The sequence below is a fragment of the Devosia sediminis genome (assembly GCF_016411825.1).
GTDB classification, from domain to species: domain Bacteria; phylum Pseudomonadota; class Alphaproteobacteria; order Rhizobiales; family Devosiaceae; genus Devosia; species Devosia sediminis.
Window position 1 is genome coordinate 16857 of sequence record NZ_JAEKMH010000002.1, and the last position, 25141, is coordinate 41997.

The 25141-nt window shown below is 63.6% G+C and carries 22 protein-coding genes; 9 read left to right on the forward strand and 13 right to left on the reverse strand.

The annotated features are described in order from the left end of the window. The first annotated feature begins 49 nt into the window (after positions 1-49). The 4 genes from phnC to phnE (JEQ47_RS07395) all read left to right on the forward strand — a co-directional run bounded on the left by phnC (position 50) and on the right by phnE (JEQ47_RS07395) (position 4314). Positions 50-877 (forward strand): phosphonate ABC transporter ATP-binding protein, encoded by an 828-nt coding sequence (phnC, locus tag JEQ47_RS07380; protein ID WP_198875785.1) that lies wholly within the window; start codon positions 50-52, stop codon positions 875-877. A 61-nt stretch (positions 878-938) separates the two neighbouring features. Continuing rightward, entirely contained in the window at positions 939-1847 is a 909-nt protein-coding gene (gene phnD / locus JEQ47_RS07385) for a phosphate/phosphite/phosphonate ABC transporter substrate-binding protein (RefSeq protein WP_198875786.1), read from the forward strand. 141 nt (positions 1848-1988) lie between these two features. Next, on the forward strand, positions 1989-2960 hold the full coding sequence (gene phnE, locus JEQ47_RS07390) for a phosphonate ABC transporter, permease protein PhnE (protein ID WP_198875787.1): 972 nt from the start codon (positions 1989-1991) through the stop codon (positions 2958-2960). A 1-nt stretch (position 2961) separates the two neighbouring features. After that, positions 2962-4314, forward strand: a complete 1353-nt coding sequence (phnE, locus tag JEQ47_RS07395) for a phosphonate ABC transporter, permease protein PhnE (protein ID WP_198875788.1) — start codon at positions 2962-2964, stop codon at positions 4312-4314. A 3-nt stretch (positions 4315-4317) separates the two neighbouring features. Here phnE (JEQ47_RS07395) and JEQ47_RS07400 read toward each other — a convergent pair whose 3' ends face one another. The 7 genes from JEQ47_RS07400 to JEQ47_RS07430 all read right to left on the reverse strand — a co-directional run bounded on the left by JEQ47_RS07400 (position 4318) and on the right by JEQ47_RS07430 (position 12286). Beyond that, positions 4318-5391 carry a Gfo/Idh/MocA family protein gene (locus JEQ47_RS07400; protein WP_198875789.1) on the reverse strand — a complete coding sequence of 358 codons (1074 nt, stop codon included), beginning with the start codon at positions 5389-5391 and terminating at the stop codon, positions 4318-4320. Further along, positions 5388-6242, reverse strand: a complete 855-nt coding sequence (locus tag JEQ47_RS07405) for a sugar phosphate isomerase/epimerase family protein (protein ID WP_198875790.1) — start codon at positions 6240-6242, stop codon at positions 5388-5390. Before JEQ47_RS07405 ends, JEQ47_RS07400 begins: the two co-directional genes overlap by 4 nt. Position 6243: 1 nt before the next feature. Continuing rightward, a complete protein-coding gene (locus tag JEQ47_RS07410) occupies positions 6244-7644 on the reverse strand; it encodes a CehA/McbA family metallohydrolase (RefSeq protein WP_198875791.1) in 1401 nt (466 codons plus the stop codon). Positions 7645-7853: 209 nt separating this feature from the next. After that, complete coding sequence (locus tag JEQ47_RS07415; RefSeq protein WP_198875792.1) at positions 7854-8957, reverse strand: ABC transporter ATP-binding protein; 1104 nt, start codon at positions 8955-8957, stop codon at positions 7854-7856. A gap of 6 nt (positions 8958-8963) precedes the next feature. Continuing rightward, entirely contained in the window at positions 8964-9794 is an 831-nt protein-coding gene (locus JEQ47_RS07420; protein WP_198875793.1) for a carbohydrate ABC transporter permease, read from the reverse strand. Next, complete coding sequence (locus tag JEQ47_RS07425) at positions 9791-10732, reverse strand: carbohydrate ABC transporter permease (RefSeq protein ID WP_198875794.1); 942 nt, start codon at positions 10730-10732, stop codon at positions 9791-9793. Before JEQ47_RS07425 ends, JEQ47_RS07420 begins: the two co-directional genes overlap by 4 nt. A 210-nt stretch (positions 10733-10942) precedes the next feature. Beyond that, positions 10943-12286 (reverse strand): extracellular solute-binding protein, encoded by a 1344-nt coding sequence (locus tag JEQ47_RS07430; RefSeq protein ID WP_198875795.1) that lies wholly within the window; start codon positions 12284-12286, stop codon positions 10943-10945. Positions 12287-12588: 302 nt separating this feature from the next. Between JEQ47_RS07430 and JEQ47_RS07435 the strand changes: the two genes are divergently transcribed. The 4 genes from JEQ47_RS07435 to kdgD all read left to right on the forward strand — a co-directional run bounded on the left by JEQ47_RS07435 (position 12589) and on the right by kdgD (position 17842). Then, the gene (locus JEQ47_RS07435; protein ID WP_328768477.1) at positions 12589-13629 is read left to right on the forward strand and encodes a LacI family DNA-binding transcriptional regulator; all 1041 of its coding nucleotides are present in this window, start codon (positions 12589-12591) and stop codon (positions 13627-13629) included. An 8-nt stretch (positions 13630-13637) separates the two neighbouring features. Beyond that, the gene (locus tag JEQ47_RS07440; protein WP_198875796.1) at positions 13638-15554 is read left to right on the forward strand and encodes a DUF5054 domain-containing protein; all 1917 of its coding nucleotides are present in this window, start codon (positions 13638-13640) and stop codon (positions 15552-15554) included. Between the two features lie 170 nt (positions 15555-15724). Then, positions 15725-16873: a mandelate racemase family protein gene (locus JEQ47_RS07445; RefSeq protein ID WP_198875797.1), complete on the forward strand. Its 1149-nt coding sequence runs from the start codon at positions 15725-15727 to the stop codon at positions 16871-16873. A gap of 42 nt (positions 16874-16915) precedes the next feature. Then, positions 16916-17842, forward strand: a complete 927-nt coding sequence (gene kdgD, locus JEQ47_RS07450) for a 5-dehydro-4-deoxyglucarate dehydratase (RefSeq protein WP_328768480.1) — start codon at positions 16916-16918, stop codon at positions 17840-17842. Between the two features lie 48 nt (positions 17843-17890). Here kdgD and JEQ47_RS07455 read toward each other — a convergent pair whose 3' ends face one another. From JEQ47_RS07455 to JEQ47_RS07480, 6 genes are all read right to left on the reverse strand, one after another. Continuing rightward, positions 17891-18610, reverse strand: coding sequence for a FadR/GntR family transcriptional regulator (locus JEQ47_RS07455; protein ID WP_328768483.1), 720 nt, complete (start codon positions 18608-18610; stop codon positions 17891-17893). Positions 18611-18639: 29 nt separating this feature from the next. Further along, complete coding sequence (locus tag JEQ47_RS07460) at positions 18640-19401, reverse strand: ABC transporter ATP-binding protein (protein ID WP_198875798.1); 762 nt, start codon at positions 19399-19401, stop codon at positions 18640-18642. Further along, positions 19398-20246, reverse strand: coding sequence for an ABC transporter ATP-binding protein (locus tag JEQ47_RS07465; RefSeq protein WP_198875799.1), 849 nt, complete (start codon positions 20244-20246; stop codon positions 19398-19400). Before JEQ47_RS07465 ends, JEQ47_RS07460 begins: the two co-directional genes overlap by 4 nt. Before the next feature lie 5 nt (positions 20247-20251). Then, on the reverse strand, positions 20252-21070 hold the full coding sequence (locus tag JEQ47_RS07470; protein ID WP_407931782.1) for an ABC transporter permease: 819 nt from the start codon (positions 21068-21070) through the stop codon (positions 20252-20254). A 76-nt stretch (positions 21071-21146) separates the two neighbouring features. Beyond that, positions 21147-22172 carry an ABC transporter permease gene (locus JEQ47_RS07475; RefSeq protein WP_198875801.1) on the reverse strand — a complete coding sequence of 342 codons (1026 nt, stop codon included), beginning with the start codon at positions 22170-22172 and terminating at the stop codon, positions 21147-21149. Between the two features lie 58 nt (positions 22173-22230). Continuing rightward, positions 22231-23814: an ABC transporter substrate-binding protein gene (locus tag JEQ47_RS07480; RefSeq protein WP_198875802.1), complete on the reverse strand. Its 1584-nt coding sequence runs from the start codon at positions 23812-23814 to the stop codon at positions 22231-22233. A 267-nt stretch (positions 23815-24081) separates the two neighbouring features. Between JEQ47_RS07480 and JEQ47_RS07485 the strand changes: the two genes are divergently transcribed. Further along, a complete protein-coding gene (locus JEQ47_RS07485; RefSeq protein ID WP_328768487.1) occupies positions 24082-25104 on the forward strand; it encodes a LacI family DNA-binding transcriptional regulator in 1023 nt (340 codons plus the stop codon). The last annotated feature ends 37 nt before the right edge of the window (positions 25105-25141 follow it).

Consider the following 25141-nt stretch of genomic DNA (forward strand, 5'->3'; position numbering starts at 1 on the left):
TTACGTCCCCGCCCTAGGTCTGCCGCAGTTCAACGACCGGGGCACACCCATGCTGAAGATTTCGCACGTTACGCGACGTTTTGGTGACAAGATCGCCGTCGACGACGTGACGCTGGAAATCCCGCACGGCCAAATGGTGGGTATCATCGGCCGCTCCGGCGCCGGCAAGTCGACCCTCCTGCGCATGATCAACCGTCTTAACGACGTGTCCTCCGGCTATATCGAATATGACGGCGTGAAGACATCCGAGCTGCGCGGCCAGGACCTGCGCAACTGGCAGCGCGACTGCGCCATGATCTTCCAGCAGTTCAATCTCGTGCCGCGCCTCGACGTCATCACCAATGTCATGCTCGGGCGCCTCAACGGCCGCAACGGAATGCTGAACCTGCTGCAGCTCTTTTCCGCCGAGGAGCAGTACGAAGCCCTTCAGGCGCTCGAGCGCCTCGACATCGCCCAGACGGCGACCCAGTGGGCTCAGACCTTGTCCGGTGGCCAACAGCAGCGCGTCGCCATTGCCCGGGCCCTGATGCAGAAGCCCAAGATGATCCTGGCCGACGAGCCCATCGCTTCGCTCGATCCACGCAATGCCCAGATCGTCATGGACTCGCTGCGCGACATCAACAGCGAAGGCATCACCGTCATCACCAACCTGCATACGCTCGACACCGCCCGCGCCTATTGCGAGCGCATTGTCGGCATGGCCCAGGGCAAGGTGGTGTTCGACGGCACACCCGACGAGCTGACCACCGATGTCGCTCGCTCCATCTACGGCGCCGATGGTTTGAAGGAAGCTTTTTCGGAAGCCATGACCTCGACCTCGATCGCGCCTGTCCAGTTCCTGCCGCGTACCCCAAGCAACGCCCAGCAGGCTCCCTAAGTCATTCGGCTTCTCCCTGTCGCCGAAAGGCCCAATCCCGCGTCACCAAAGGAGACTTCCCGTGTCCGCGATCCGTAAACTGCTCCTCGCCTCCGTCGCTCTGTCCATGTCCACCGCTGCCTTCGCCCAGGACGGCCTCGTCCTGCGCATCGGCCTCGATGGTGGTGAAAACGAAGCCGACCAGCTGCGTCGCTCCGAATGCGTCGCCGAGCCGCTGAAGGCCGCTACCGGCGCCACCGAAGTCCAGTTCTTCCCCTCGCCGGACTATAACGGCATCATCCAGGGCCTGCTCGGCGGCACCATCGACATCGCCATCATGGGCGCCTCGTCCTACGCTGCCATCGAACTGCAGAGCCCCGACGCCGTTGACCCGGTTCTCGTCGCCCAGCAGGCCGACGGTTCGACCGGCTACCACACGATCATGGTCGCCCGTTCGGATTCGGGCATCACCGACCTGGCCTCGACCGAAGGCAAGAAGCTCGGCTTCGCCGATCCGGACTCGACCTCGGGCTACCTGATCCCGAACGTTGCCCTGCCGGCTGACCTCGGCAAGTCGATCGAAGAATTCTACGCTGAAACCGGCTTCGGTGGCGGCCACGAAAACCTCGTTCTCGGCGTCCTCGACGGCACCTGGGATGTCGGCACCACCTTCGGTTCGGGCCAAGGCGAATTCTCGGAAGGCTACACTTCCGGCAACCTGCGCATCATGGTCGACAAGGGCATGCTCGACATGGACGACCTGGTCGAAGTCTGGCAGTCGCCGATCATCCCGAATGGCCCGCTGATGGTCTCGAACAGCCTCGCTCCGGAAGTCAAGCAGCAGGTCACCGACATGTTCATGGCCCTGCCGGAAACCGATTTCGAGTGCTTCGACGCCTTCACCGCCGGCGGCTACACCAAGTTCGTCGAGGCCGACAAGGCTCTCTACCAGACCATCATCGACGCCCGTCGCTCGGTCATCGGTAGCTGATCTGCCCTGGCTGTGGTGACGTCACCACGGCCTCCCCATACGCGGTGTCATCCCGGCGAAAGCCGGGATCCATCCTGAGATCTCAAGATGGGCCCCGGCTGTCGCCGGGGTGACATCGGGTTTGTGGAGACTACAAGCCAAATGGCCGACATCGCCCCATCCACTGGCCTGGCGCCAGCGACCGAGACTCTGCTGAAGCACTACCGTGCCCAGGTCATGACGCGCCGGGTCTATTCGATCCTGGTTGCCCTTGGCGTGCTGGTGGCCCTGTTCCTGGCGATGAACTACGCCAATGCCGCCAATTCCGGGAAGTTCTTCGACCGGCTTCCCTACATGTTCGACTTCGTGAAGAATTTCCTGCCGCGCGATCCGCTGGAAATCTTCCGCGCGATGTTCGATCTGCCCTCGCCCTATTTCGACGGCTCGGCGAAGTACGACTATACGTCCGAGCGGGTCTACATAACCGTCAACCTCTATATCCCGCACCTGATCTACCAGCTGATCATCACGGTCAACATCGCCATCGTTTCGACGATCATCGGCGGCACCTTGGCCTTCTGCCTCTGCTTCTTCGCGGCCACCAACCTCGTTGGCGCGGGTGCGGTGCGCTGGTTCGTCCGCCGCGTCATGGAAGTGCTGCGCGCCTTTCCCGAAATCGTCATTGCCGGCATGCTGACGGCCATTCTTTCCATCGGCCCGATCGCCGCCATCGTCGCCGTGTCGCTGCATACGATCGGCGCGCTGGGCAAGCTGTTCTTCGAAGTGGTCGAAAATGCCGACATGAAGCCCGATGAGGGTTTGAAATCGGTCGGTGCCACCTGGCTCGAGCGCGTGCGCTACGCCATCGTGCCGCAGGTGCTCCCCAATTTCGTCTCCTATGGGCTATTGCGCATGGAGATCAATGTCCGCGCCTCGACCATTATCGGCGCGGTGGGCGGCGGCGGCATCGGCGAAGTGTTCCGCCTTTCCATCGGCCGCGACTATGCCGCCCAGACCTATGCCATCATCATCATGCTGCTGGTGACCATCATCGTCATCGACCAGTTCTCGGGCTGGCTGCGCCGGCGCCTGGTCGGCAACCAGGGTTTCGATATCGCCAGGGGGAGCGTCTGACATGACCGCCATCAGCAGCGCCGAACGCGCCCGCCTCGAAAAGAAGTTTCCCGACGTCTTCAAGCGGAGCTTTTTCAAGCAATATGGCTTGCCGCTCGGCATCGGCCTGACGCTCGCCTATCTCGTTTTCTGCTGGTTCTTCTTCAATGTCGGCCCGGCGCTGCAGAATGGCAAATGGGACCGCGCCTCGATCTATGTGCAGGACTGGTATTCGTGGCGCGCCCAGCCGCGCCTGCGCTTCGGCGACGATGGCGTGGTCACCGCGCAGTGGTCGAGCCGCGGCCAGTATCCCGAGGGCGCAAACATCCCCTGGCTGACGCCGCATGACGATGGCAGCATGACGGCTGTTTTCGACGGTGAAGCCAACCGCCTCGACATCTCGACCACCGGCGTCGACGTCTATATCGACGGCGTAGCCTGGCCCGTCACCATCACCGCCGATGGCGCCTATGCCCCGGAAAATGCCCCTCCCGCCATCGAGCAGGACCGCGATAAGGTCTGGGTGCACTACGGTTTCGCCGGGCAGGCGGAAATCCGCGACAACCAGGTTGCGGTGCAACGCCGGTTCTTCGGCTGGGCCAACTTCCTCTACGACCCGCGCTCGGTGCTCTGGGGCAATGACCTGTTCTCAAGCATCGGCCTCGCCTTCTCCGGTGACCAGGTGGTCGAGGGTAAGCCCAATATCCAACTGATCTGGGAACAGTGGCTGGGCAACCAGGCCTGGCAGCATGCCGATATTCTGGTGAAGCTGTTCCAGACCCTGGTCATGGCCTTTGTCGGCACGCTCCTGGCAACCCTCATCGCCTTCCCGCTGGCCTTCTTTGCCGCCCGCAACATTACCCAGAACCGTCCGACCAACTGGCTGATGAAGCGCTTCTTCGATTTCATCCGCTCGGTCGACATGCTGATCTGGGCGCTGTTCTTCACCCGCGGCTTCGGGCCCGGACCGATCCCCGGCATTGCCGCGATCTTCCTCACCGATACTGGCGCACTGGGCAAGGTCTATGCCGAGGCGCTGGAAAATGTCGACGACAAGCAGCGCGAGGGCATGAAGTCGGTCGGCGCCCACCCGGTCTCGGTCAACCGCTATGGCGTCGTGCCGCAGGTGCTGCCGGTCTTCGTCTCGCAGTCCCTCTACTTCTGGGAATCGAACACCCGTTCGGCCACCGTCATTGGCGCCGTCGGCGCCGGCGGCATTGGTCTCAAACTGCTCGAAACCATGGGCACCAATTCCGACTGGGACAAGGTCGCCTATATGGTGCTGCTGATCCTCTTCGTGGTCTTCCTCTTCGACAACATCTCCACCGCCATCCGCCAGCGCCTCATCGTCGGCCCGGGACAGGCCGCGCATTAGGCGTCAGCCCGCCCGAAAATGCCGGCCGATTTCGGCGAAGAGCTTCAGGTCCTGCAGCGAGTCCTCGAGGCTGGTCTTGTTTGGCGTGCCGTTGACGACGCTGTCGAGGAAGGCGCCGAGCTCGATGCGAAACGGGTCCTCATAGATCGGCCCGATGATCTCGGTGCCTGTTTCCGTCGCCGACGACGTAGTGATTTCGAGCTTCGTCGGCAGGTTGCGGATATAGGGCGTGTCGTAGTTGAGCTTGAAATGCTGGGTCTGGGTCAGCACCTCGATGCCGGCATCGAAGCGCGACACGTCGTCGATCACCGCCTCGTAGAGCGCGGTGAAATGGCCGTAGTCGAAGAGTGCGATGACCGTTTCCCCGCCATGCTGGGTCGCGTAGCGCACGCCCTTGGGCAGGCCCAGAAGATCGCGCATGGCGGAGATGCTGTGCGAGGAAAGGCCGGTCAGCACCTGGTAGGCGCGCAAGGCATCAGCCGGGCAATCCTCACCCATCACCGAGCGCAGCATGGACTGGGTGCGGGCCCGGCCGGTGGCGATGATGTCCGGGGAAACATCGTTTGGTTTGAAGACGTTACGCGTCTGGGCCACGAAAAACGGCGCTTCGCGGATGATGTCGCGGATGCGCACATGGCGGATCGTGTCGAGCGCAGGCAGGCGGGTCTTCAGCTCAAGGAAAGCCCTGGAAAACCGGCGCATATAGCCCACGAACACCACCTGGTCCGGCGGGCGCGGGACCGAGAGCAGGGGTTCGAGCTGAGCCGCGGTGAGGGCGGCCGGCTTTTCGATGAAGACATGCTTGCCCGAGCGGATGGCCTTGTCGAGGAGGTCGGCATGGAGGTGGTCGGGCGTCAGGATGAAGACCGCGTCGAGGTCCGAATTCGCTAGCAGACTGTCAGCATCAGCATGCACACGTGCGACGCCATAGCGACGCGCCACATAGTCGACGAGGCTGGGCGAGACATCGGTGATGGCGGCGATGGCAAACCGCTGGTCGTCGGCCAAGAGTGGCAGGTGCATGAGCTGGGCCACTTCCCCGAGGCCGATCAGGCCAACTCTCAATGGCGCGGTCATGCGGCAATTCCGTTCATATAGGCCAGGTTGCGGGCCGCCAGTTCGAGCGGCGTCTCGGACGCATTCGTGGCGATGTCCTGCTCCACCACGACCGGCCCGTCAAAGCCGCGCCGCTGGAGGAGGGCCATGACCGCCTTGATGTCGACGGCGCCGTCGGGCAACGGACACATGACCCCGGCGCCATAGGAGTCGGCCACCGAAAGCGCGCCGGCCAGTACGCGGGCCCGGACAGCGGGGTCGACATTCTTGAGATGCATATAGGCGATGCGGGGGAAGACCTTTTCCATATAGGCGATCGGGTCCTGGTCCCAGAAGGCATGGTGGCCGGTATCGAAGCAGAGATCGATATCGGTTTCGGCGAGGAGCCGGTCGATCTGGTCCTCCTTTTCGACGGCCGTGCCGATATGGGGATGGAAGCTGAGGGTCAGGCCATAGTCGTCCTCGACCAGCGCCTGGGTATCGCGCACCATGGCGGTGAGGCTGTTCCAGCCCGCAGCGTCGAGCACGCCTTCCCTTCCCTTGGGGTAGGCATTGCTCTCATCCATGATGACGAGGTGTTTGGCGTCGAGCTTGACGAGGAGCGCGGCGAGTTCCTTCAGCGTCGCCATGAAGGCCGGCTGGCTCGTGGCATCGCTGAACACATGCACATGAGTGGCGCCGATCAGCGTCAGCCGCCGCCGCGCCAGCTCGTCCTTGAGGAGGCCCGCATCCTTGGGCAGGAAGCCGAAGGGCCCAAGCTCGGTGCCGCGATAGCCCGCAGCCGCTACCTCGTCGAGATACGCCTGCCAGCTATAGCGGTTGCCAGTGGGATAGTTGATGCCCCAGGAACAGGGCGCATTGCCGATCAGCATTTTACGTCTCGATGTAGATGGGATTGCTCAGCGCGCGGCGGATGGGCTGGGTTTCGAGGTCCGCGCCCTTGAGTTGCCAGGGCAGTTCGCGGCCATCGAGCGCGGCGGTGAATTGGGCAATGAGATCAGGCCGGCTGGCAGCGGCGACGATCTCGGCGCGGATGAATTTTTGCGGGGCGACCGGCACTGTAGTCTGCCAGTCGTCACCGCCGATTTCGAGATCGGCCAGTGGTCCAGTCGCGTCGATCAGAACCAGCCGGTCGCCTGGCGCACCCTTAGCATGAACGGCGATCTCGGTGACGTTGCGGACGCTACCGCCCATGACGGTGTCGCCGGCACGGATCTCGAGATGCGGGCCATCAGGGCTTTCGGTGATGTAGCCGTGGCCCGCTTTCATCGCCGCCAGCACCGCGTCTTCGCTGAGCTCGGGGAGCCAGAACACCGTCGTCGGCCGCGCCAGCACCAGGGGCCCTTCGGGCAGCAGGCGGTCGGGCTGATGATAGTCCGAGCCGCCAATGGCCGAGAGGTGCATGCCCGCCGCGAGCCGCTGCTGGTAGCGCTCCAGCGACACCCAGTTCCAGGCGAGCCAGGTCGATTGCCACACTTCCTGGCAGTCGGCGGCTGGAAAATCATAGTCCCAGGGAATGGTGGGCTTGTCGTGGTTGATCGACAGGAGCCCGCCCCGGTCATGCACGAGACTTTCCAGCACATGCGCATCGGCGGGCTTGGTCATGCGGAAGTCGATCCAGTCATCGACGCCGAACACATTGGCATGACCAACCGCGGTGGTGACTTCCATGGCGCGGATAAACACCAGGTCCGGCGAGGACTGCGGATGGAAATAGCGGCGCTGGGTCGTGGTGTTGTGGTCGGCAATGGCGAGGAAATCGAGCCCCGCCTGTTTGGCCGCCGCGTGCAGCAGCTCCGGTGCGCCGCGCGCATCGGAGTGATAGGTGTGGCAGTGAAGGTCGCCCTTGTACCAGCCGGCTTGATGGCGGACCGGAAAGGTGCGAGCCGGCTGTGGCTCGAGTTTTCGCGGGGTATCGTCGAGGGCAATGGTGACGGTGACGTCGGCGCCTGCTTCGGGGACCTTGTAGAGCCCGAGGATGACATTCCAGGTGCCCGGCTGAATGTCTCCATGCACATAGCCGGGCGTCGCATCATCGGTGGCGATGAAGTAGCTGTCGCGCGCCCCGCCGCTCCAGCCGCGAAAGCCCTCGGTGGTGGGATAGCCGCTGTCGCGCGGATCGAAGGCGCCAAGATCGATGATGCAATCCTCGGCCTTGGGATAGGCGAGGGTGACATCGATGCGCGTTGTCCCGGCGGGGACGTCGAAGGGAATGTAGAAGTACGGGTTGGCAGCCTGGTCGGCGCGGGTGATGTGGGTGGTGATGGTTTTCATGGGCGGGGGCCAGAGGTCATGTGTGCCTTATGAGAAACCCCCACCCTGCTCGATGACGGACTTAGCGAAGCGCTAAGTCCTATCTCGCTTCCCTCCCCACAAGGGGGAGGGTGGGCAGGAGCCGATGCATCGGGAAGTCCGAGATACCGAACCCAGCGTCTCCCTCCCCCTTGTGGGGAGGGACCAAGGGTGGGGGTACCTCGCATGAGCTATTCCCCCACGGCCGGGATGCGATTGCCGGCCGAGTCGAAGAGATGCACGTGCTCGGCCGAAAAGCCGAGGGTGACCGTGTCGGAGACGTCGAGATGGTCGTCGGTGAAGATGCGGGCGGTGACGCGGGCGCCTTCGCCGCGATCGAGCGTGACGAGGCTTTCGGGGCCCATATTCTCATTGGCAAAGAGCGGCGCGACGATGGTGTTCTGGGCGCCGGCGCCAGCCAGCGAGAGGTGTTCGGGCCGCACGCCCAGGGTCAGCCTGTTGCTGGTGGCCAGCGCCTTGCCGATCGCGTCGGTCATGGGCAAGGCGCCGATGCCAAGACCCTCGGCCTTGAGCGCGAGGCGCCCATCGGCCTGCGCGCCCTCGACCTCGACCAGGTTCATCGGCGGATTGCCGACGAAATTGGCGACGAAAGTGGTGGCTGGGCGCCGGTAGATTTCGATGGGCGAGGCATATTGGACGATCTTGCCTTGGTCCATCACGGCGATGCGGGTGGCAAGCGCCATGGCCTCGGCCTGGTCATGGGTGACATAGACCGCGGTCATGCCCATGTCGCGCTGCAGGTGATTGAGGAAACCACGGGCCTCGAGGCGCAGTTTGGCGTCGAGATTGGAGAGCGGCTCGTCGAAGAGATAGACCTTTGCGGGATAAACCAGCGCGCGGGCCAGCGAGGTGCGCTGCTGCTGGCCGCCGGAAATCTGGCTCGGCAGGCGATCCATGAGATGGCCGATCTTGAGCACATCGGCCACTTCGCGGGCGCGGGCATGGCGCTTGTCGACCGGCTCGCCGCGCACCTTCAGCGGATAGGCGATGTTGTCGGCCAGGTTCATATGCGGATAGAGCGCGTAATCCTGGAACACCATGGCGATGTTGCGGTCCTTGGGGTGGAGATGGGTCACCTCCTGGCCGCCAATGAAAATCTGCCCCGAGGTCGGGGTTTCGAGCCCCGCCATCATGCGCAGCGACGTCGTCTTGCCGCAGCCCGACGGACCGAGCAGGCACACGAACTCCCCGTCGCCGATATCGAAATTGACGTCCGAGACGGCGTGGAAGTTGCCGAAGCTCTTGGTGACGTTCTTGAATTCAACTGAAGCCATGGATGATCAAGCCTTGATGCCGCCGAAGAACCGGAAGCCGAACTTCCAGCTGACGAAGAGATAGAGAGCCACGACGGGCAGCGAATAGATGAGCGCATAGGCGGCGAGCAGCGTGACGATGGGCGTGCCCGCTTCCGAATAGAAGGAATAGATCGCCACCGATGCCGGCATGTTGTCCGAACTGCGCAGGAGGATGAAGGGGATGAGGAAGCTCCCCCAGATATTGACGAAGGCCCAGACCACGACGACCACGATGCCGGGGCGGATGACGGGCAGGGCCACGTCGAAAAAGGCCTGCACCGGCGAGGCCCCGGCCACCATGGCGCTTTCCTCGTAGGACTTCGGGATCGAGTCGATGAAGTCGCGGAGGATGAACATGGCGGTGGGCAGCAGCCCGCCGGCAAAGGTCAGGATGACCGCGACATGCGTATCCATGATCCCGGCTGCCGAAATGATGAGGAAGATCGGCACCATGGCCGCCGAGCCGGAGACGACCGAGGAAAACAGCAGCAGCGTATAGGTGACGGCGCCCTTGCCCGGGATCGATGAGCGGCTGAGGGCATATGCCGCCAAGGTGGCCGCCGCGCCCACGAGGATGACCCCGCCGGTGGCCTGGATGAAACTGTTCCACAGCGCCTGCACGGCATAGGAATTGCCGAAGACGGTGACGAAGTTATTGAGGGTCCAGGGGTCCGGGATGGCAAGGCCCAGTTCGGCCCGCGCATTGAACGGCGCGAACAGGAACCAGATCAGCGGCAAGGCGAAGGCGGCGCCGATCAGCGCGGCCAGGGCCGAAAAGGCGATGCGGCCGACAAAGGCGGGCAGGGAGATCTTCATTTCGGTGCCCTCTTGCGCCCGAGGCTGAGATAGATCAGCGCGAAAGCCAGGTTAATCAGCATCATGATGACGCCCACCGCCGCCCCCTTGCCGAACTGGAAGTCCTGGAAGGCGACGCGATAATTGTAGATCGACACCAGTTCCGTCCGGTAGCTCGGCCCGCCATTGGTGAGCAGGAACGGCGTGAAGGTGTTGAAGGTCCACATGGTGATGAGGATGAGGTCGGTGACGATATGGCCGCGGATGAGCGGCAGGCCGATATCGCGGAATTTCTGCCACGACGACGCGCCGGCGACATCGGCCGCCTGGAAATAGCTGGGCGGGATCGACGAGAAGGCCGAGTTGAACAGCATCATCGAGAAGGCGGCGCCGCGCCAGGTGTTGAACACCACGATGACCCAGAACGGCTGCTGCAGGAGGAAATCGCCCGGCGGCAGGCCGAGGCTTTCGAGCAGCATGTTGAAGGTGCCGTTGTCGTAGTCGAGGAAGGCGAACCAGGCAAAGCCGATGACCACTTCGGGCAGGATCCAGGCGGCGATGACGAAGGTCTCGGTGATGCGCTTGATCCAGGGCGGCACGGTCTGGATCAGCCAGGCGAGGAGGAGCCCCAAGAGTGCCTGTCCGAGCAGCGCCGAGGCCAGCACGAATTGCGTGGTGAGGATCAGCGAAAAGCCGAATTGGCCGCGCTGGAAGAAAGTCGCGGGATCGAACAGCGCCAGGTAATTGCCGAGGCCGACGAATTGCGGATTGAGCGCTGTGGCGCCGATCAGCGTGCGGTTGGTGAAGGAAACGAAGATCACCCAGAAGAAGGGGACGATCACGAAGACCGAAACCAGGAGCCCCGCCGGCAGCATGAAGGCTGCGCCGGCCCGATTGGAGAGCAACGCGAAATTGCGGGTCTTTCGCTTGGGCGGTGTGGCAAGGGGTTCGGTGGTCATGGTTCTTCGGCCTTTGTCTGAGGCAGCGGCGGGTCCTGGCATGTGCCACCCCACGGCGCCGCCCTCGGGCTTGACCCGAGGGCCACGCAAAGCTTGTGCAGGTGTCGAGAGGTCCTCGGGTCAAGTCCGAGGACGGAAATGTGGGTGTGGACGACGAGGTGGCCTCCCGCAGCCCCGGCGCGAAGCACGCCGGGACCACGAGGGAGGAGGCTAGAGCAGGCTCACGGTGTTTTCTTCACCGACAATGCCGATCACTGCGGCCTTGTACTGGGCCATGGCGTCTTCCGGCGAGAGTTCGCCCGAGACCACTGCTTCGGTCATGCGCTGGATTTCCTGCGATACCGCATTGTAGTTCGGATCGTTCGGACGCGCCGTGGTCAGCGGCAGGAGGGTCTGGCTGGTCTCGGTCAGGAACGGGCTGTTCGGAATGGCCACGTCGGAGCGCGAGCGGATGCCCGGCTGATATTCCTGGAAGGCCGTCATCTGCTCCTGGCTCATCATGAACGAGAGCAGCTTCCAGGCTTCCTGGGGCGTGTCGGTATTGGGATTGATGACAAAGCCCGTGCCGCCCGAGATGGAGACGAAGTCCTGGCCACGGATGGCCGCGCCCGGTTCCTGTGCCGGCATCTTGGCCCAGCTCATGACATTGTCACGGTCGGCCACTTCGAATTCGGCGCCCGGCGCGGTGACCGAGCGGTAGAACCAGTCGCCTTCGACCAGCAGCGCGGTCTTGCCGTCGCGGAAATTGGCAAAGCTGCGATTGCGGCCATCGGCCAGGAGCTGCGCGCGCTGGTCGCCCAGGCCCTCATCGACATAGACGGTCTTGTAGAGATTGAGCACGTCGAGAATGCCCTGGCTTTCGACGATGAACTTGCCGTTCTCGTCGGTGACGCCTTCGCCCGTGCCGAGCAGGGCCATCCAGTAGCCTTGCATGGTGGTGGCTTCGCCCATGGCGACGCCGGCATTGAGCTGCAGCGGGGCTTCGACGCCGGCTTCCTTGAGCTTGCGGGCAGCGTCGAGCACGTCGGCCCAGGAGGTCGGCTGCCAGTCGGCTGGCAGGCCGGCCTTTTCCATCAGGTCCTTGCGCACGAAGATCATGCGCACGTCGGTGCCCAGACCAATGCCATAGGTCTGGCCGTCATAGGACATGATCGAGCGGATGCCGTCGGAAATGTGGTTCCAGCCTTCCCAATTGGCGTAATCGTCGCCGATCAGCTCGTCGAGCGACTTGAGCTGGCCGCCGGCGGCGAAGGCCGGGATCAGGAAGCCATCAAAGGCGGAAATGTCGGGGCCGGCGCCGGTCGAGAAGTCGAGCGCGAGCTGCTGGGTGAGCTGGGCGTCCTCGCCACCGAACTGGTTGAGCGTGACGTTGATGTCGGGGTTGGCCGCTTCGAAGGCCGGGATGACCTTCTCTTCCAGCCACTGCGCGGTCGCGCTGTTGACGCCGCCGATGACGCAGCGGCAGGTGATGTCGAGATCCACGGCAAATGCCGGCACGGCCATGGACGTCGCGCCCAAAAGGCCGAGCGCAAGCGCACGCATACGATTCATCATCGCGAAAAATCCTCCCAAATGGTGGCTCCGAATTCTCCGGTAGCCGGTTTTGGCCGAATGCCTCCTCGCACCCGACCGGGTCAGAATGAACACGTTTTCAAAATTCGTCAATGCGGAGAATTCGCGACGAATAGAGCAGACTGAGGAGTGCAGGCGTTTGATGGCAGCGATTGACGACATTCCGGTGACAATCGGGCAATCAGTTGCGGTGCATGGGGTGCTGCGCTAGGTTGACAATGACGGGCAAAAATCAGAACAGATTGAACACGTTTTCAGTGTGGCCCAGTTCAGGGAGGGGTGCGGTGACCGAAACGACCGGAACACCGCGAGGTCGGGCGACGGCCGAAATGGTGGCGACGCGCGCCAAGGTTTCGCGCGTGGCCGTGTCGCGCGCCTTCAACCCGCACACCTCGCTCAAGCCCGAAAAGCGCGAGCTGATCCTCAAGATCGCGCAGGAGCTGAACTATACGCCGGACCGTGCGGCGCGGGCGCTGGTCAGCGGCCGCACCCATCTCGTCGGCGTCATCGTACCCGATGTATGCAGCAATTGGGAAAGCCAGGAGATCGACGCGCTGACGACGGCGCTCCAAGCCGAAGGCTTCGCCACCTTGCTGTTCAAGACCCGCACCGACTATTCCATGGACGAGCAATTGCTCGCCTATATGCGCGGCTTCAATCCGGACTCGGTCATCGCCTTCGTCGAGAACGTCAAGCCGACAACGCTGACCCGCTTCCTCGATCGGGCCGTGCCCATTTATGTCGATTACCCGCTGCCGGGCGACCCCGAGCCGCAGGAGAGCGGGCCGCTCTTTGACCGGCTCAACATCCTCCAATATGACGGCATCGACCAGGCGGTGGCGCTGCTCCAGGGCTATGGCGTCGAGCGCGTCGCCTATCTCGCCGGTGTCGGCAAGTCGCGCGCCAGCCTTGCCCGCGAAACCACGCTGCGCAAGGTCATGGCCGAGCGCGGCATGGCCCCGCCCACGGTGATCCAGGGCGATTTCGGCTATGACGCCGCCTACCAGGCCACCATCGACCTGTTCCGGGTCGGCGAGGGCGCCGATGCCATCTTTGCCGCCAATGACGTCAGCGCCTTTGGCGCCATGGATGCGCTGCGCCACACCCTGAAACTGCGGGTGCCGCAGGACGTGCGCGTCGTCGGCTTCGACGACATCGCCCAGGCCCACTGGAAAAGCTACAACCTGACCACAGTCAAGTTCGACCTCGACGAGCGCGTGCGCGCGCTGGTGCGGCTGATCCTGCGGCGGCTCAACACGCCCCAGGCGCCCTGCCTCGAAGAAACCCTCACCACCAGGCTCGTCGTGCGCGGCACGGTCGGCTGATTGCGCCCATGACCCGGAAAACCATCCACCTCGTCTTCAAGACCCATCTCGATATCGGCTTCACCGATCATGCCGCGCGGGTGCGCCGGCAATATCATGAGCAGTTCATCCCCCAGGCCATTGCGACGGGCGAACACTTCTTCAACGAGAGCCCGGAAAACCCGGCCTTCATCTGGACCACCGGCGCCTGGCTGATCTGGGATCATCTTAATTCGCAGCCGCCTGAGCGGGTCAAAAAACTCGAGGAGGCGATCGAGCGCGGATTGATCGTCTGGCACGGCCTGCCTTTCACCACTCATACCGAACTGATGAGCCCCGCCCTGTTCCGCGCCGGGCTTTCCTATGCGGCCGAGCTCGATCAGCGCTTCGGGCGGAAAACCATAGCGGCCAAGATGACCGACGTGCCGGGCCACACCTTGGGCATGGTGCCGCTCCTCGCCGAGGCGGGCATCCGCTTTCTCCATCTGGGGGTCAATACGGCGAGCCCCGTGCCCGACGTGCCGCCGATTTTCCGCTGGCGCGCGCCAGGGGGCGAAGAGGTCGTGGTCATGTACCAGGCCTCCTATGGCGCCACCGACTTTCCGGCGGGCGAGGACATCGGTCTCAGTTTTGCCCACACCAACGACAATATCGGCCCGCAAAGCGTGGGGCAGACGGTCGAAGCGCTGCGCCACATGCATCACGCCAATCCGGGCGCTGTGATCAAGGCCTCGACGCTGGATGCCTTCGGCGCCGAAATGTGGTCGCGGCGCGAGAGCTTTCCGGTCGTCACCACGGAGATCGGCGATAGCTGGATCCACGGCACCGCCACCGACCCGATCAAGCTCCAGCGCTATCGCACCCTGTCGCGGCTTTATGACGGCTGGGCCGAGGCACTGACCCCTGAGCGCCGTGCCTTCGGGCGTGGTCTCACCATGGTGGCCGAGCACACCTGGGGCGTCGACATCAAGACCTACCTGCGGGACGACAAGGCCTGGGATCGCGCCGATTTCGACGCCGCCCGAAAAGGCGATTATCGCTTTGCCTATGCCGAGCAATCTTGGGCCGAGCAGCGTGGCTATATGACCACGGCGCTGGAAAGCCTCGGGACCGAGGATCGGGCGCTGGCGGACGAGGAATTGGCTGCGCTCGACGCGCTGGTGCCCGCAATGGGTGAACCCCAGGCGGGGACGCAATTGCGCCACGGCGGCTGGGCGGCTGACCTTGACCCGGCGACGGGCGACATTACCCGCCTCACCGCGCCGGATGGCCGCGTGATCGCGGGGCAGGGGGGCAGCCTCATCGGCTACCGCCACGAAAGCTATGACTGGCAGACGATGCAGACCCATCTCGACAGCTATCTCCAGCATCGCGACGAATGGGCCATTCTCGACCACGACAAGCCGGGCCTCGGCAGCGCGAAGACCGCCCGCACGGCCAGCTTTGCACCCCGCCACCTGGGCATTGCGGGGCATGCCGGCCTTGCGGCCATGCCCGCCGAAGCCAGTGCCCAGCTCGGCGCGCCGGTCCGCAACGCGCTCTCGATCCGCGGTCTCGACGCCGACAGGGTCGAGGTCACCCTGGTGCTGTTCGACAAACCGGCCAATCGCATGCCCGAAGCCGGGTTCCTGAGCTTCACGCCTGCAACTGCGGGTGAATGGGAGCTGCGAAAAATGGGCCTCTGGAATGACGGCCGCAACATCGCCCGGCGCGGCGGCGGTCAGTTGCAGGCCATTGAATCCGCCCGCAGTGTCGGTGTGACCGTTACGCCGGTCGACTCTGCCCTCGTCGCTCCCGCAACCGCGCCATTCATCCCCTTCCAGCCCGACATACCGGATTTTACCGGTGGGCTGCGCTTCAATCTCTACAACAACAAATGGGGCACCAATTTCCCCATGTGGTGGGATGGCAGCGTGGCGTTCCGCTTTGTGGTGGAGCTGACCTAACCCGCCTCGGCGCCGCTGCGCCCAATTCCGTTCAACGGGCCTCTCTCCCAGGCACGCCATGTGTGCCCGGCACCCGTCCGCTCGCCTCGAAGTCGTAACATTCGTAAGGCACCCAGTTGTACGTTGTCATACATCGTGATAACGACGTCGATGTGATGATAGGAGGCTCCATGAAAATCGTGGATGTTAAGGTGCGCCGCTTCTGGCACACCACGAATGAGGAAATTGACAGCGACGGTCATGCGCATCCGGGTCCGGAGCGCAAGATCAAGAAGGCCCTGCTGACGCTGGTGGCCGATGATGGCACCGAAGGCCACACCGTGACCTCCCCGGAGATCGTCCGGCCCTATCTCGTCGACGCTTATTTGAAGCCCGTCCTCCTGGGCAAGGATCCGATGAACCGCGAGGCGCTCTGGCAGGATCTCGCCCATTGGCAGCGCGGCAGCTCCATGCAGCTCACCGACCGTACCCTGGCCGTGGTCGATATCGCGCTTTGGGACCTCGCCGGCAACAAGCTGGGCATGCCGGTCTACAAGCTCATCGGCGGCTATCGCGACAAGGTCCCGGCCTATGGCTCGATCATGTGCGGCGACGAGATCGAAGGTGGTCTCGCGACCCCCGAGGACTATGGCCGCTTTGCCGAAAAGCTGGTCAAGCGCGGCTACAAGGCCATCAAGCTTCACACCTGGATGCCGCCGGTCTCCTGGTCGCCCAATGTCGACATGGACATCAAGGCCTGCGCCGCGGTGCGCGAGGCTGTCGGCCCTGATATAGACCTGATGCTGGACGCCTATCACTGGTATTCGCGCACCGATGCCCTCAAGCTCGGCCGCGGTCTCGAAAAGCTCAACTTCACCTGGATCGAAGAGGTGATTGACGAGCAGTCGATGGCCTCCTATGTCTGGCTCACCGAGCAGCTCGATATTCCGGTCATCGGCCCCGAAAGCATGGGTGGTAAGTATTTCCACCGTGCCGAATGGATCACGGCCAAGGCCTGCGACATCCTGCGTACAGGCGTCGACGACGTGGGCGGCATTTCCCCGGCCCTCAAGACCATGCACCTGGCCGAATCCTTCGGCATGAACTGCGAAGTGCACGGTCACGGCGCCGCCAACCTCATCGTCGCCGCGGTCAGCAAGAATGCCCGCTGGTACGAGCGCGGCCTGCTCCATCCCTTCCTCGAATACGACGATTGCGAGGATTACCTCCACGCCATCCCCGACCCGATGGACGACGAGGGCTTCGTGCACCTCTCGCAGAAGCCGGGCGTCGGCGAGGATTTCAACTTCGACTATATCAACGACAACCTGGCCGACTAACGCGCCGGCCAGCGTGTCGCTTCCCTTGGAAAGCGGATTACAGTGACAAAAACGTCCATTTCACCGGCAGCACTCAGGGATATCCTGTCCTCAGGCCTGATGTCGTTCCCCCTGACCGATTTCGATGACAACGGTGATTTCAACCCGGCCGGCTATCGCGCCCGGCTCGAATGGCTCATGCCCTATGGCGCCACAGTGCTGTTCGCGCCGGGTGGCACGGGCGAAGTGTTCTCGCTGACCATTCCGGAACACGAGGACGTGGTTCGGGTGGCTGTCGATACCTGCGGCAGCCATACACCGGTCATCGCCGGCGCCGGCTATGGCACGCGCATGGCCATCGAAATGGCGCAGAATGCCGAAAAGGCCGGTGCGGCGGGCATCCTGCTGATGCCGCACTACCTCACCGAAACCAGCATGCGCGGGATCAAGGCGCATGTGGAAGCGGTGTGCCGCTCGGTCGAAATCGGCGTCATCGTCTACAACCGCAATGTGTGCCGGCTCGATGCCGACGCCATGGAAGAACTGGTGGACCGCAACCCCAACCTGATCGGCTTCAAGGACGGGGTGGGCGATATCGAAGCTGTCGGCGCCATCCGCAGCCGCCTGGGCGACCGGGTCAGCTATCTCGGTGGCCTGCCCACGGCCGAGATCTTCGCCGAGGCCTATAATGCAGCCGGTTTCCCGGTCTATTCCTCGGCTGTGTTCAACTTCATCCCGCGTACCGCGCAGGAGTTCTACGCGGCCGTGCGGAGCGGCGACTCGGCGACCACCAGCCGCCTGCTGCGGGATTTCTTCTTCCCCTATATCGCCATCCGCAACCGCTCGGCCGGCTATGCCGTGTCGATCGTCAAGGCCGGTGCGCACGTGGTGGGGCATTCGGCCGGCGCCGTGCGTCCGCCGCTGCCGCCCTGCACCGACCAGGACCTCAAGGAGCTGTCCGTGCTGATCGAAAAACTTGGGGCCCAGTAGGGCCCCAAGACTTTTTCTGCGCTGTGATTGAAGCTCTCGGAGCGCCGCTCAGCTATTGGCGGCCGATGTCTGTTTGGGATGCAGCAGACGCTCGCGGCTGCCGCCCAGATGCATCCGCATCCCGGCGCGTGCGCCATCGGGGTCGCTGGCCTCTATTGCGGAAAGAATGCGCCGGTGCTCGGCCCCGATCCGGGCGATGTACTGCGAGGGCTGAGCGGCATCGAACCGGTGCGTGGCCAGCCGCGTGCGCGGGATCAGCACTTCGCCCAGATAATTGAAGATCTTGAGGAAGTGCTCGTTCCTTGTGGCGCGCGCCACGGCCCGGTGGAAGCCGAGATCCGCCGCGATCGTGTCGGTGGGGTCGAGCCCGGCCTCCATCTGCGCGCAGGCTTCGCGCATGGCCTCGAGATCTTCAGCGTCGCGGCGCATGGCCGCGAGGGCGGCCGCCTCGGATTCGATGGCAATGCGCAATTCCAGCGCCTTGACCACGTCCTCGATGACCGAGAGGCTCTGCTGGTCGATGCGGAAGGCCGACGGCGCGGTTGATTGCTGCACGAAGGCGCCAATACCCTGACGGGTGGCGACAAGGCCATTGGCGCGCAGGTTGGCGATGGCTTCCCGCACCACGGTGCGGCTGACGCCGAATTCGTCGATCAGGTCCTTTTCCGTGGGCAATTGCAGTCCGCGCGGATAAAGCCCCTTTTCGATCCTGTCGGTAATTTCCCTGACCAGTTGCGATGTCAGGGTTTCCCGTTTCCCAAATCCCACCAGTTCCGTTCTCCCCACTGGCCGATTCATCATATGGCCCGATCATAATCCAGGCTGGCCTGGATCAGCGAACGGGAATAATCGTTCGTTACCTGCAGGTTCGCTATGGCTTCGCGCGGTAGCACTTCGAGCAGCCGACCATGCTGCATGACGGCGAACTGATCGCATAGGTGGTCGATGACCGCCAGATCATGACTGACCAGGAGATAGGTCAGGCCGCGCTTTGTCCTCAGGTCGCTGAGCAGATTGAGCACCTCGGCCTGGACCGAGACGTCGAGCGCGGAGGTCGGCTCGTCGAGGAGGAGTATGCTGGGATCAAGGATCAGCGCGCGCGCAATGGCGACGCGCTGGCGCTGGCCGCCGGAAAGTTCATGCGGATAGCGATAAAGGAAATCCCCCGGCAGGCCCACATCGGCCAATGCCGCCTCCGCCCTTTCCTGGTGGCGGTCGAGCTTGTGCGTGCGCAGCGGCTCGAACAGCGCCGTCGCCACAGACTGGCGGGGGTGGAGCGATCCATAAGGGTCCTGGAACACCATCTGCACCTGACGGCAATATTCGGCACGCGGAATGTCTCGCACCGGGCGGCCATTGATGTCGATATCGCCCGACCAGCCGCGCAGCAGCAGCGCGATGCAGCGCAACACAGTCGACTTGCCCGAACCGGATTCGCCGACAAGGCCGAAACAGGCGCCCTGCGGCACGTCGAGCGCCACGCCATCGAGGATCAGGCGCCGGCTGGCGCCGAAGCCCAGTTCGATGTCGAGGTCACGGATGCTGACCGCCGCCGTCATGGTGCTTTCTCCTCGAGCCAGGCCGGATCGCGCTTCAGCACCGCCAGGGGCTGGCGATTGCCGCCGATGCGCGGCTGGGCGGCCATCAGGCCTCTTGTATAGGGGTGCTGGGCGGCGCCCATGTTCCGCGCGTCGAGCATTTCGACGATTCGTCCGGCATACATGATCAGCACGCGGTCGCAGAAATTGCGCACGAGGTTAAGGTCATGGCTGATCATGATCAGGCCCGAGCCGCGACTGGTGACGAGGTCATCGAGCAGCTTCAGCACATCGAGACGGATGGTGACGTCGAGCGCCGAAGTGGGTTCGTCGGCGATGATCACTTCCGGCCCGGCAATCAGCATCATGGCGATCATGATGCGCTGGCCCATGCCGCCCGACACTTCGTGCGGATAAAGCCCATAGACGCGTTCCGGATCGTTGATGCGAACGGCCTTGAGCATTTTCAGCGCCTTGGCCTTCGCCTCGCTCCGCGTGCAGCGATGGTGGATGCGGAAGGCTTCCGCCACCTGGTCGCCGACCGGACGCACCGGATTGAGCGAAAATTTTGGATCCTGAAGGATCATCGACATGTGCCGGCCGCGGATATCGAGCATCTGCCGCTCGCTGGCCCTGGTCAGGTCATGCTGGCCGAACTGAATGCGGTCGGCGGTGATCTGGGCTGTCGGCAGCAGGCGCAGCAAGGCGCGGCCGATGGTGGATTTGCCCGAGCCCGATTCCCCCACGATCCCTAGCCGCTCGCGGCCCAGCGTGAAGCTGACATTGCGCACGGCCGGCACCATGCCGTCCTCGCCGCGATAGGCGACGGAGAGATTGCGGATATCGAGCAGAACTGTGTCGTCCATGGTCTTTACCGGTTCTTGGGGTCGAGCACGTCGCGCAGGCCATCGCCGACGAGATTGAAGGACAGGCTGACCAGCAGGATCGCGGCGCCCGGGAAGGTCACGAGCCACCAGCTTTCGAGCATGTAGTTGCGGCCGGTGGCGATCATGGCGCCCCATTCCGGCGTCGGCGGCTGCGCGCCAAGGCCGAGGAAGCCGAGGCCGGCGGCGGTGAGGATGACGGTCGCCATGCTGAGCGTCACGCGGATCAGCACCGAGGGCAGGCACATCGGCACGATGCTCTTGACCAGGATCCGCAGCGGCGATGCGCCAAGAAGATGGGCAGCCGAGATATAGTCGGCCGAGCGCAGGATCAGCGTTTCGGCGCGGGCAAGGCGGGCGATCGGCGGCCACGAGGTGAGGGCGATGGCGATGATTGCATTGTTGAGATTGGGCCCCAGGGCGGCAACGAAGGCCAGCGACAGGATGAGGCCCGGAAAGGACAGGAAGATGTCGGTGATGCGCATCATCGCCGTATCGTACCAGCCGCCGAAATAGCCGGCGGTGGTGCCGATGACGAGGCCGATCGGCGCCACGATGATGGAGACGAGGCCGATAATGGTCAGCGTAATGCGGGTGCCGGCAATGAGGCGGCTATAGACGTCGCGCCCCAGTTCGTCCGTGCCGAACCAGTTCTCGGCGCTGGGGGCCTTGAGGATATTACTGAGGTTCTGCGCCAGCGGGTTATGCGTCATCAGGAGCGGCGCGAAGATCGCCGCCAGCACCAGGATGACGATGACGCAGAGACCGAAGGCGGTTGCCGGGTTCGACAGGAGGCGCCGGAGCATGCGGCCGGCCTCGTCGCGAAAGGTGCGGCGCAGGGAGGCTTTTGCTGCGGGCAAGGCGTTGGAGCTGACGGTCATTTCAGCGGGTCCTGGGATCAAAGAGCCGGTAGAGAATGTCGGACAAGAGATTGAGCCCGACAAAGACGACGCCCACGATGAGCACGCAGGTCATCACCGCGTTCATGTCGCCGATCAGCATGTTGTTGGTCATGTACTGGCCAAAGCCGGGCCAGCCGAAAACGGTCTCGATCAGCACCGCCCCTTCGAGCAGACCGCCATAGGCCAGCGCGACGATGGTGACGAGCTGCACGCGGATATTCATGAAGGCATGGCGCCACACGGCCTGGCGCACCGAGAGGCCTTTGACGCGCGCCGTCGTCACATATTCCTGGCTCAACTGGTCGAGCATGAAGCTGCGCGTCATGCGGGTGATATAGGCCATGGAGGCATAGCCGAGGATACTGGCGGGCAGCACGATGTGGTTGAGCGCGTCCCAGAACACGTCCCAGTCGCCCGCAAGCAGGCTATCGATCAGCAGGAACCCGGTCACCTCGGGCACGAGGCCGATATAATAGTCGCTGATGCGCCCGCCGCCCGACACCCAGCCGAGCATGGCATAGAAGATGATGAGGCCGATCATGCCGATCCAGAAGATGGGCATGGAATGGCCGATCAGCGTCACGACGCGCACGATATGGTCGAGGGCACGGTTGCGGTTGACGGCGGCGATGACGCCCAGCGGGATGCCGAGCCCGGCGCCGATCAGGACGGCAAAGGTCGCGAGTTCGATCGTGGCGGGCAGGGCGCGGGCAATGTCGGTGGCGACAGGCTGGCCGGTGCGCAGCGAGATGCCGAAATTGCCCTGCAGCAGATCGCCGACATAGCGCAGGAACTGTTCGGGAACCGGCCGGTCGAGCCCGAGGCGGACCACGGCCTGTTCATAGGCGGCCTGGCTCGCATCCTCGCCCACCAGCAGGCGGGCCGGGTCGACGGGCATGACGCGCCCGATGATGAAGGTCAGCAGCAACAGGCCAAGCAGCGTCACCAGGATCGTCATGGTGCCGCGCAGGGCGGCCCAGCTCATCTGCATCCAGCGTGAAGTCATGGAACTCTCGTTCGAAAATGAGAAACCGCTCCGCTTGAAGCGGAGCGGTCGGTTGGGTTCAGCGCTGCTTGGAAACAGTGCTGAGGTCGGTCTGCCAGGACGGGTGCAGCACGAGGCCCTCGATGTCGGAGCGGTAGGTCACCGAGTCCGACACCTGCGAGATCGGCTGGATGGCAGGCACCACCTCCTCGTAGCGCAACTGGATGTCTTCATACATCTTGCGCTGCGCTTCCGGGTCGGTTTCGAGAATGGCGGCGTCGATCATCTCGTTGATCTGCTCGTCATAGAATGAGGCGCGCCATCCCTGGAGGCCCACGAGGCGGGCTTCGTCGCTATTATCCGGATTGTAGGCGAGGGCGCGCAGGTCCGCATCGGGATGCGGCACCTGACCGCCGCTGCGACCCACGATCAGGTCGAAGTTGCGTTCGCGCATGGCGCCATAGGTCTGGTCGCCCGAGCCGGGAATGATCTCGGCTTCGATGCCGCCCTCGGCCAAAGTCGCCTGAATGGCGGTGGCAAGGCTGAGGAAGGGCGCGTCGGGCAGGGTGCGGATCGTGAGTTTCAGGCCATCGGGATGACCGGCTTCCGCCAGATATTCCTTGGCCCGCTCGACATCCAGCGTATAGCCGGGCGAGGGCAGGTCGCCGAGGAGACCGGCATGGATCGGCCGCTGGTGCGACACGCCGTAATACGGCATGACGGCCTCGTTGATGCCTTCATAGTCGATGAGGTAACGCAGCGCCAGGCGGACATTGGGATCGGCCAGGACTTCGTTCTTCATGCTGGCGGCGAGATAGTAGAAGCCGCCACCGCCATTGGTCTGCACCACGACATCCTCATTGCCGGCGAGGGCCGCGAGGTCCGGTGCGGCCAGCGAATAGGCTACGTCGATGTCGCCGCGTTCGATCTGCAGGCGCTGCGACTGCGACTCCGGCAGGTGACGCATGACGATGCGGCGCAGGGCAGGAGCCTCACCCCAATAATTGTCGTTGCGATCGAGCAGCAGCATTTCGTTGGACCGCAACTGGGTGACCACGAAGGGGCCGGAGCCTGCAGCATTGACGGCCAGCCAGGCGGCGGCCTTGTCGCCGTTGGTTTCGTTTTCCAGCGCCAGCTTGCTGTCGATGATCGAGCCGGGTCCGACGACGCCAAGCGTCATGACCACGAGGTTCGGGTCCGTCGGCTGGGGTAGGTTGATCACGAAGGTGCGGTCGTCGACGGCGACGAAAACCTCGTCCTTGTTCTCGGCCGTGAGCCCGAAGACGCTGAGCTTGGGCGCCTGGGTCAGGTTGAGCTCGAGCAGGCGGTCGAGCGACCACTTGACGTCGGCGGCGGTGACCGGATTGCCCGAGGCGAAGGTCGCGCCTTCGCGGATGGTGAAGGTAATGGTGCGCGCGTCTTCCGAGATGGTCCAGCTTTCGGCCAGTTCCGGGATCAGCTTGGAGCGGTCGACCGGGTCCAGGTCCACGAGGCCTTGGTACACATTGGTCAGGATCTGCACGCTTTCCTTGCCCGTCAGGCCTGCCGGATCGAGCGTGATCAGGTTGGTCATGGACAGGGCCACGATCAACTGGTCAGCGGGCGTTTCCGCATGGGCCGCGGTCGGCAAGGCTGCCACCGAGATGAGCATCGAGGCAGCCATGAGGGCTGCTCCCCACTTCTTAATCACATTCTCCTCCAGAACGTCAGTATTCTTCAAAACAAGGTCACACCTATGATGTATGATGACTTATGTCAACACGGTGACGGAGGCGTGTCCTGGGTCAAGTCCGGTGGCTTTCGCGTGGAGAAACCGGCGCGCCGTTCACTTTGCCCAGTGTTTCAAGAGCAGCGGAAAAATGCCAGCGAACCTGCTTGACACTTTTGTGAGAAAAGGATTTCTCTAGTTGAGAAAAGGGTTTTCCAAAGGGTGCGATCTTTGTCTCTAGTGGCTCCGAAACGCGTGCGGATTTATGACGTGGCCCAGGCGGCCGGCGTCAGCGTCGCGACGGCTTCCAAGGCGTTGAATGACACCGGCCGCATGACCGACGAGACCCGCACCCGCGTCAAGGATGCGGCCACAAGGCTCGGCTTCCGGCCCAATGCCATGGCCCGCGCGCTGATCCAGAAGCGCAGCTTCACCGTCGGGCTCCTCACCAACGATACCTATGGCCGCTTCACCCTGCCGCTTATGGCCGGTGTCTCAGAAGCGCTGGTCGACCAGGGCGTCTCGGTGTTTCTCTGTGCCATCGAGGATGATCCGGCTTTGGCCAAGATCCATGTCGATGCCATGCTCGACAAACAGGTCGACGGCATCATCGCCTCTGGCAAGCGTATCGACCGGCAATTGCCGGTGGATCTCGAAAATCTCAGCGTCCCCGTGGTCTATGCCTTTACCCAGGCGCCGGCAAATGGCGTGAGCCTCGTTTCGGACGATGCGGCGGGCTCACGCGAGGCCGTCGAATGGCTCAAGAGCCTCGGGCGCCGGCGCATCGTCCATGTCACCGGGCCACGCAGCTTCGCCTCGGTGGAGGAGCGCGCCGGGGCCTATCGCGACGCGGTCGGGCCGACCGCCGAAGTTCTGTTCGGCACCTGGTCCGAGCAATGGGGCCACGAGGCCGTCGCCCAGCTCTGGGATGCTGCGGGCGAAACGCCCGACGCCATTTTCTGCGGCAATGACCAGATCGCCCGCGGCGTCGTCGATGCCCTGCGCGAGCGCGGGGTTGCGGTCCCCGCCGATGTCTCGGTCGTCGGCTTCGACAATTGGGAGATCGTCGCCGCGGCCACGCGCCCGCCGCTCACCACGGTCGACATGAATCTGAAGGAACTGGGCCGGGAAGCCGGCCGCCTGGTTCTGGCTCTGGCGGCGGGAGAGACCGTCGAGCCGGGAATTCGCAAGCTGCCTTGCGCGCTTGTGGTCAGACAATCCTGTGGGGGTGGTCCCCGCAGTTGAAAACGCAAGGACCGGCGTACGGGTCCGCTTTGGGAGG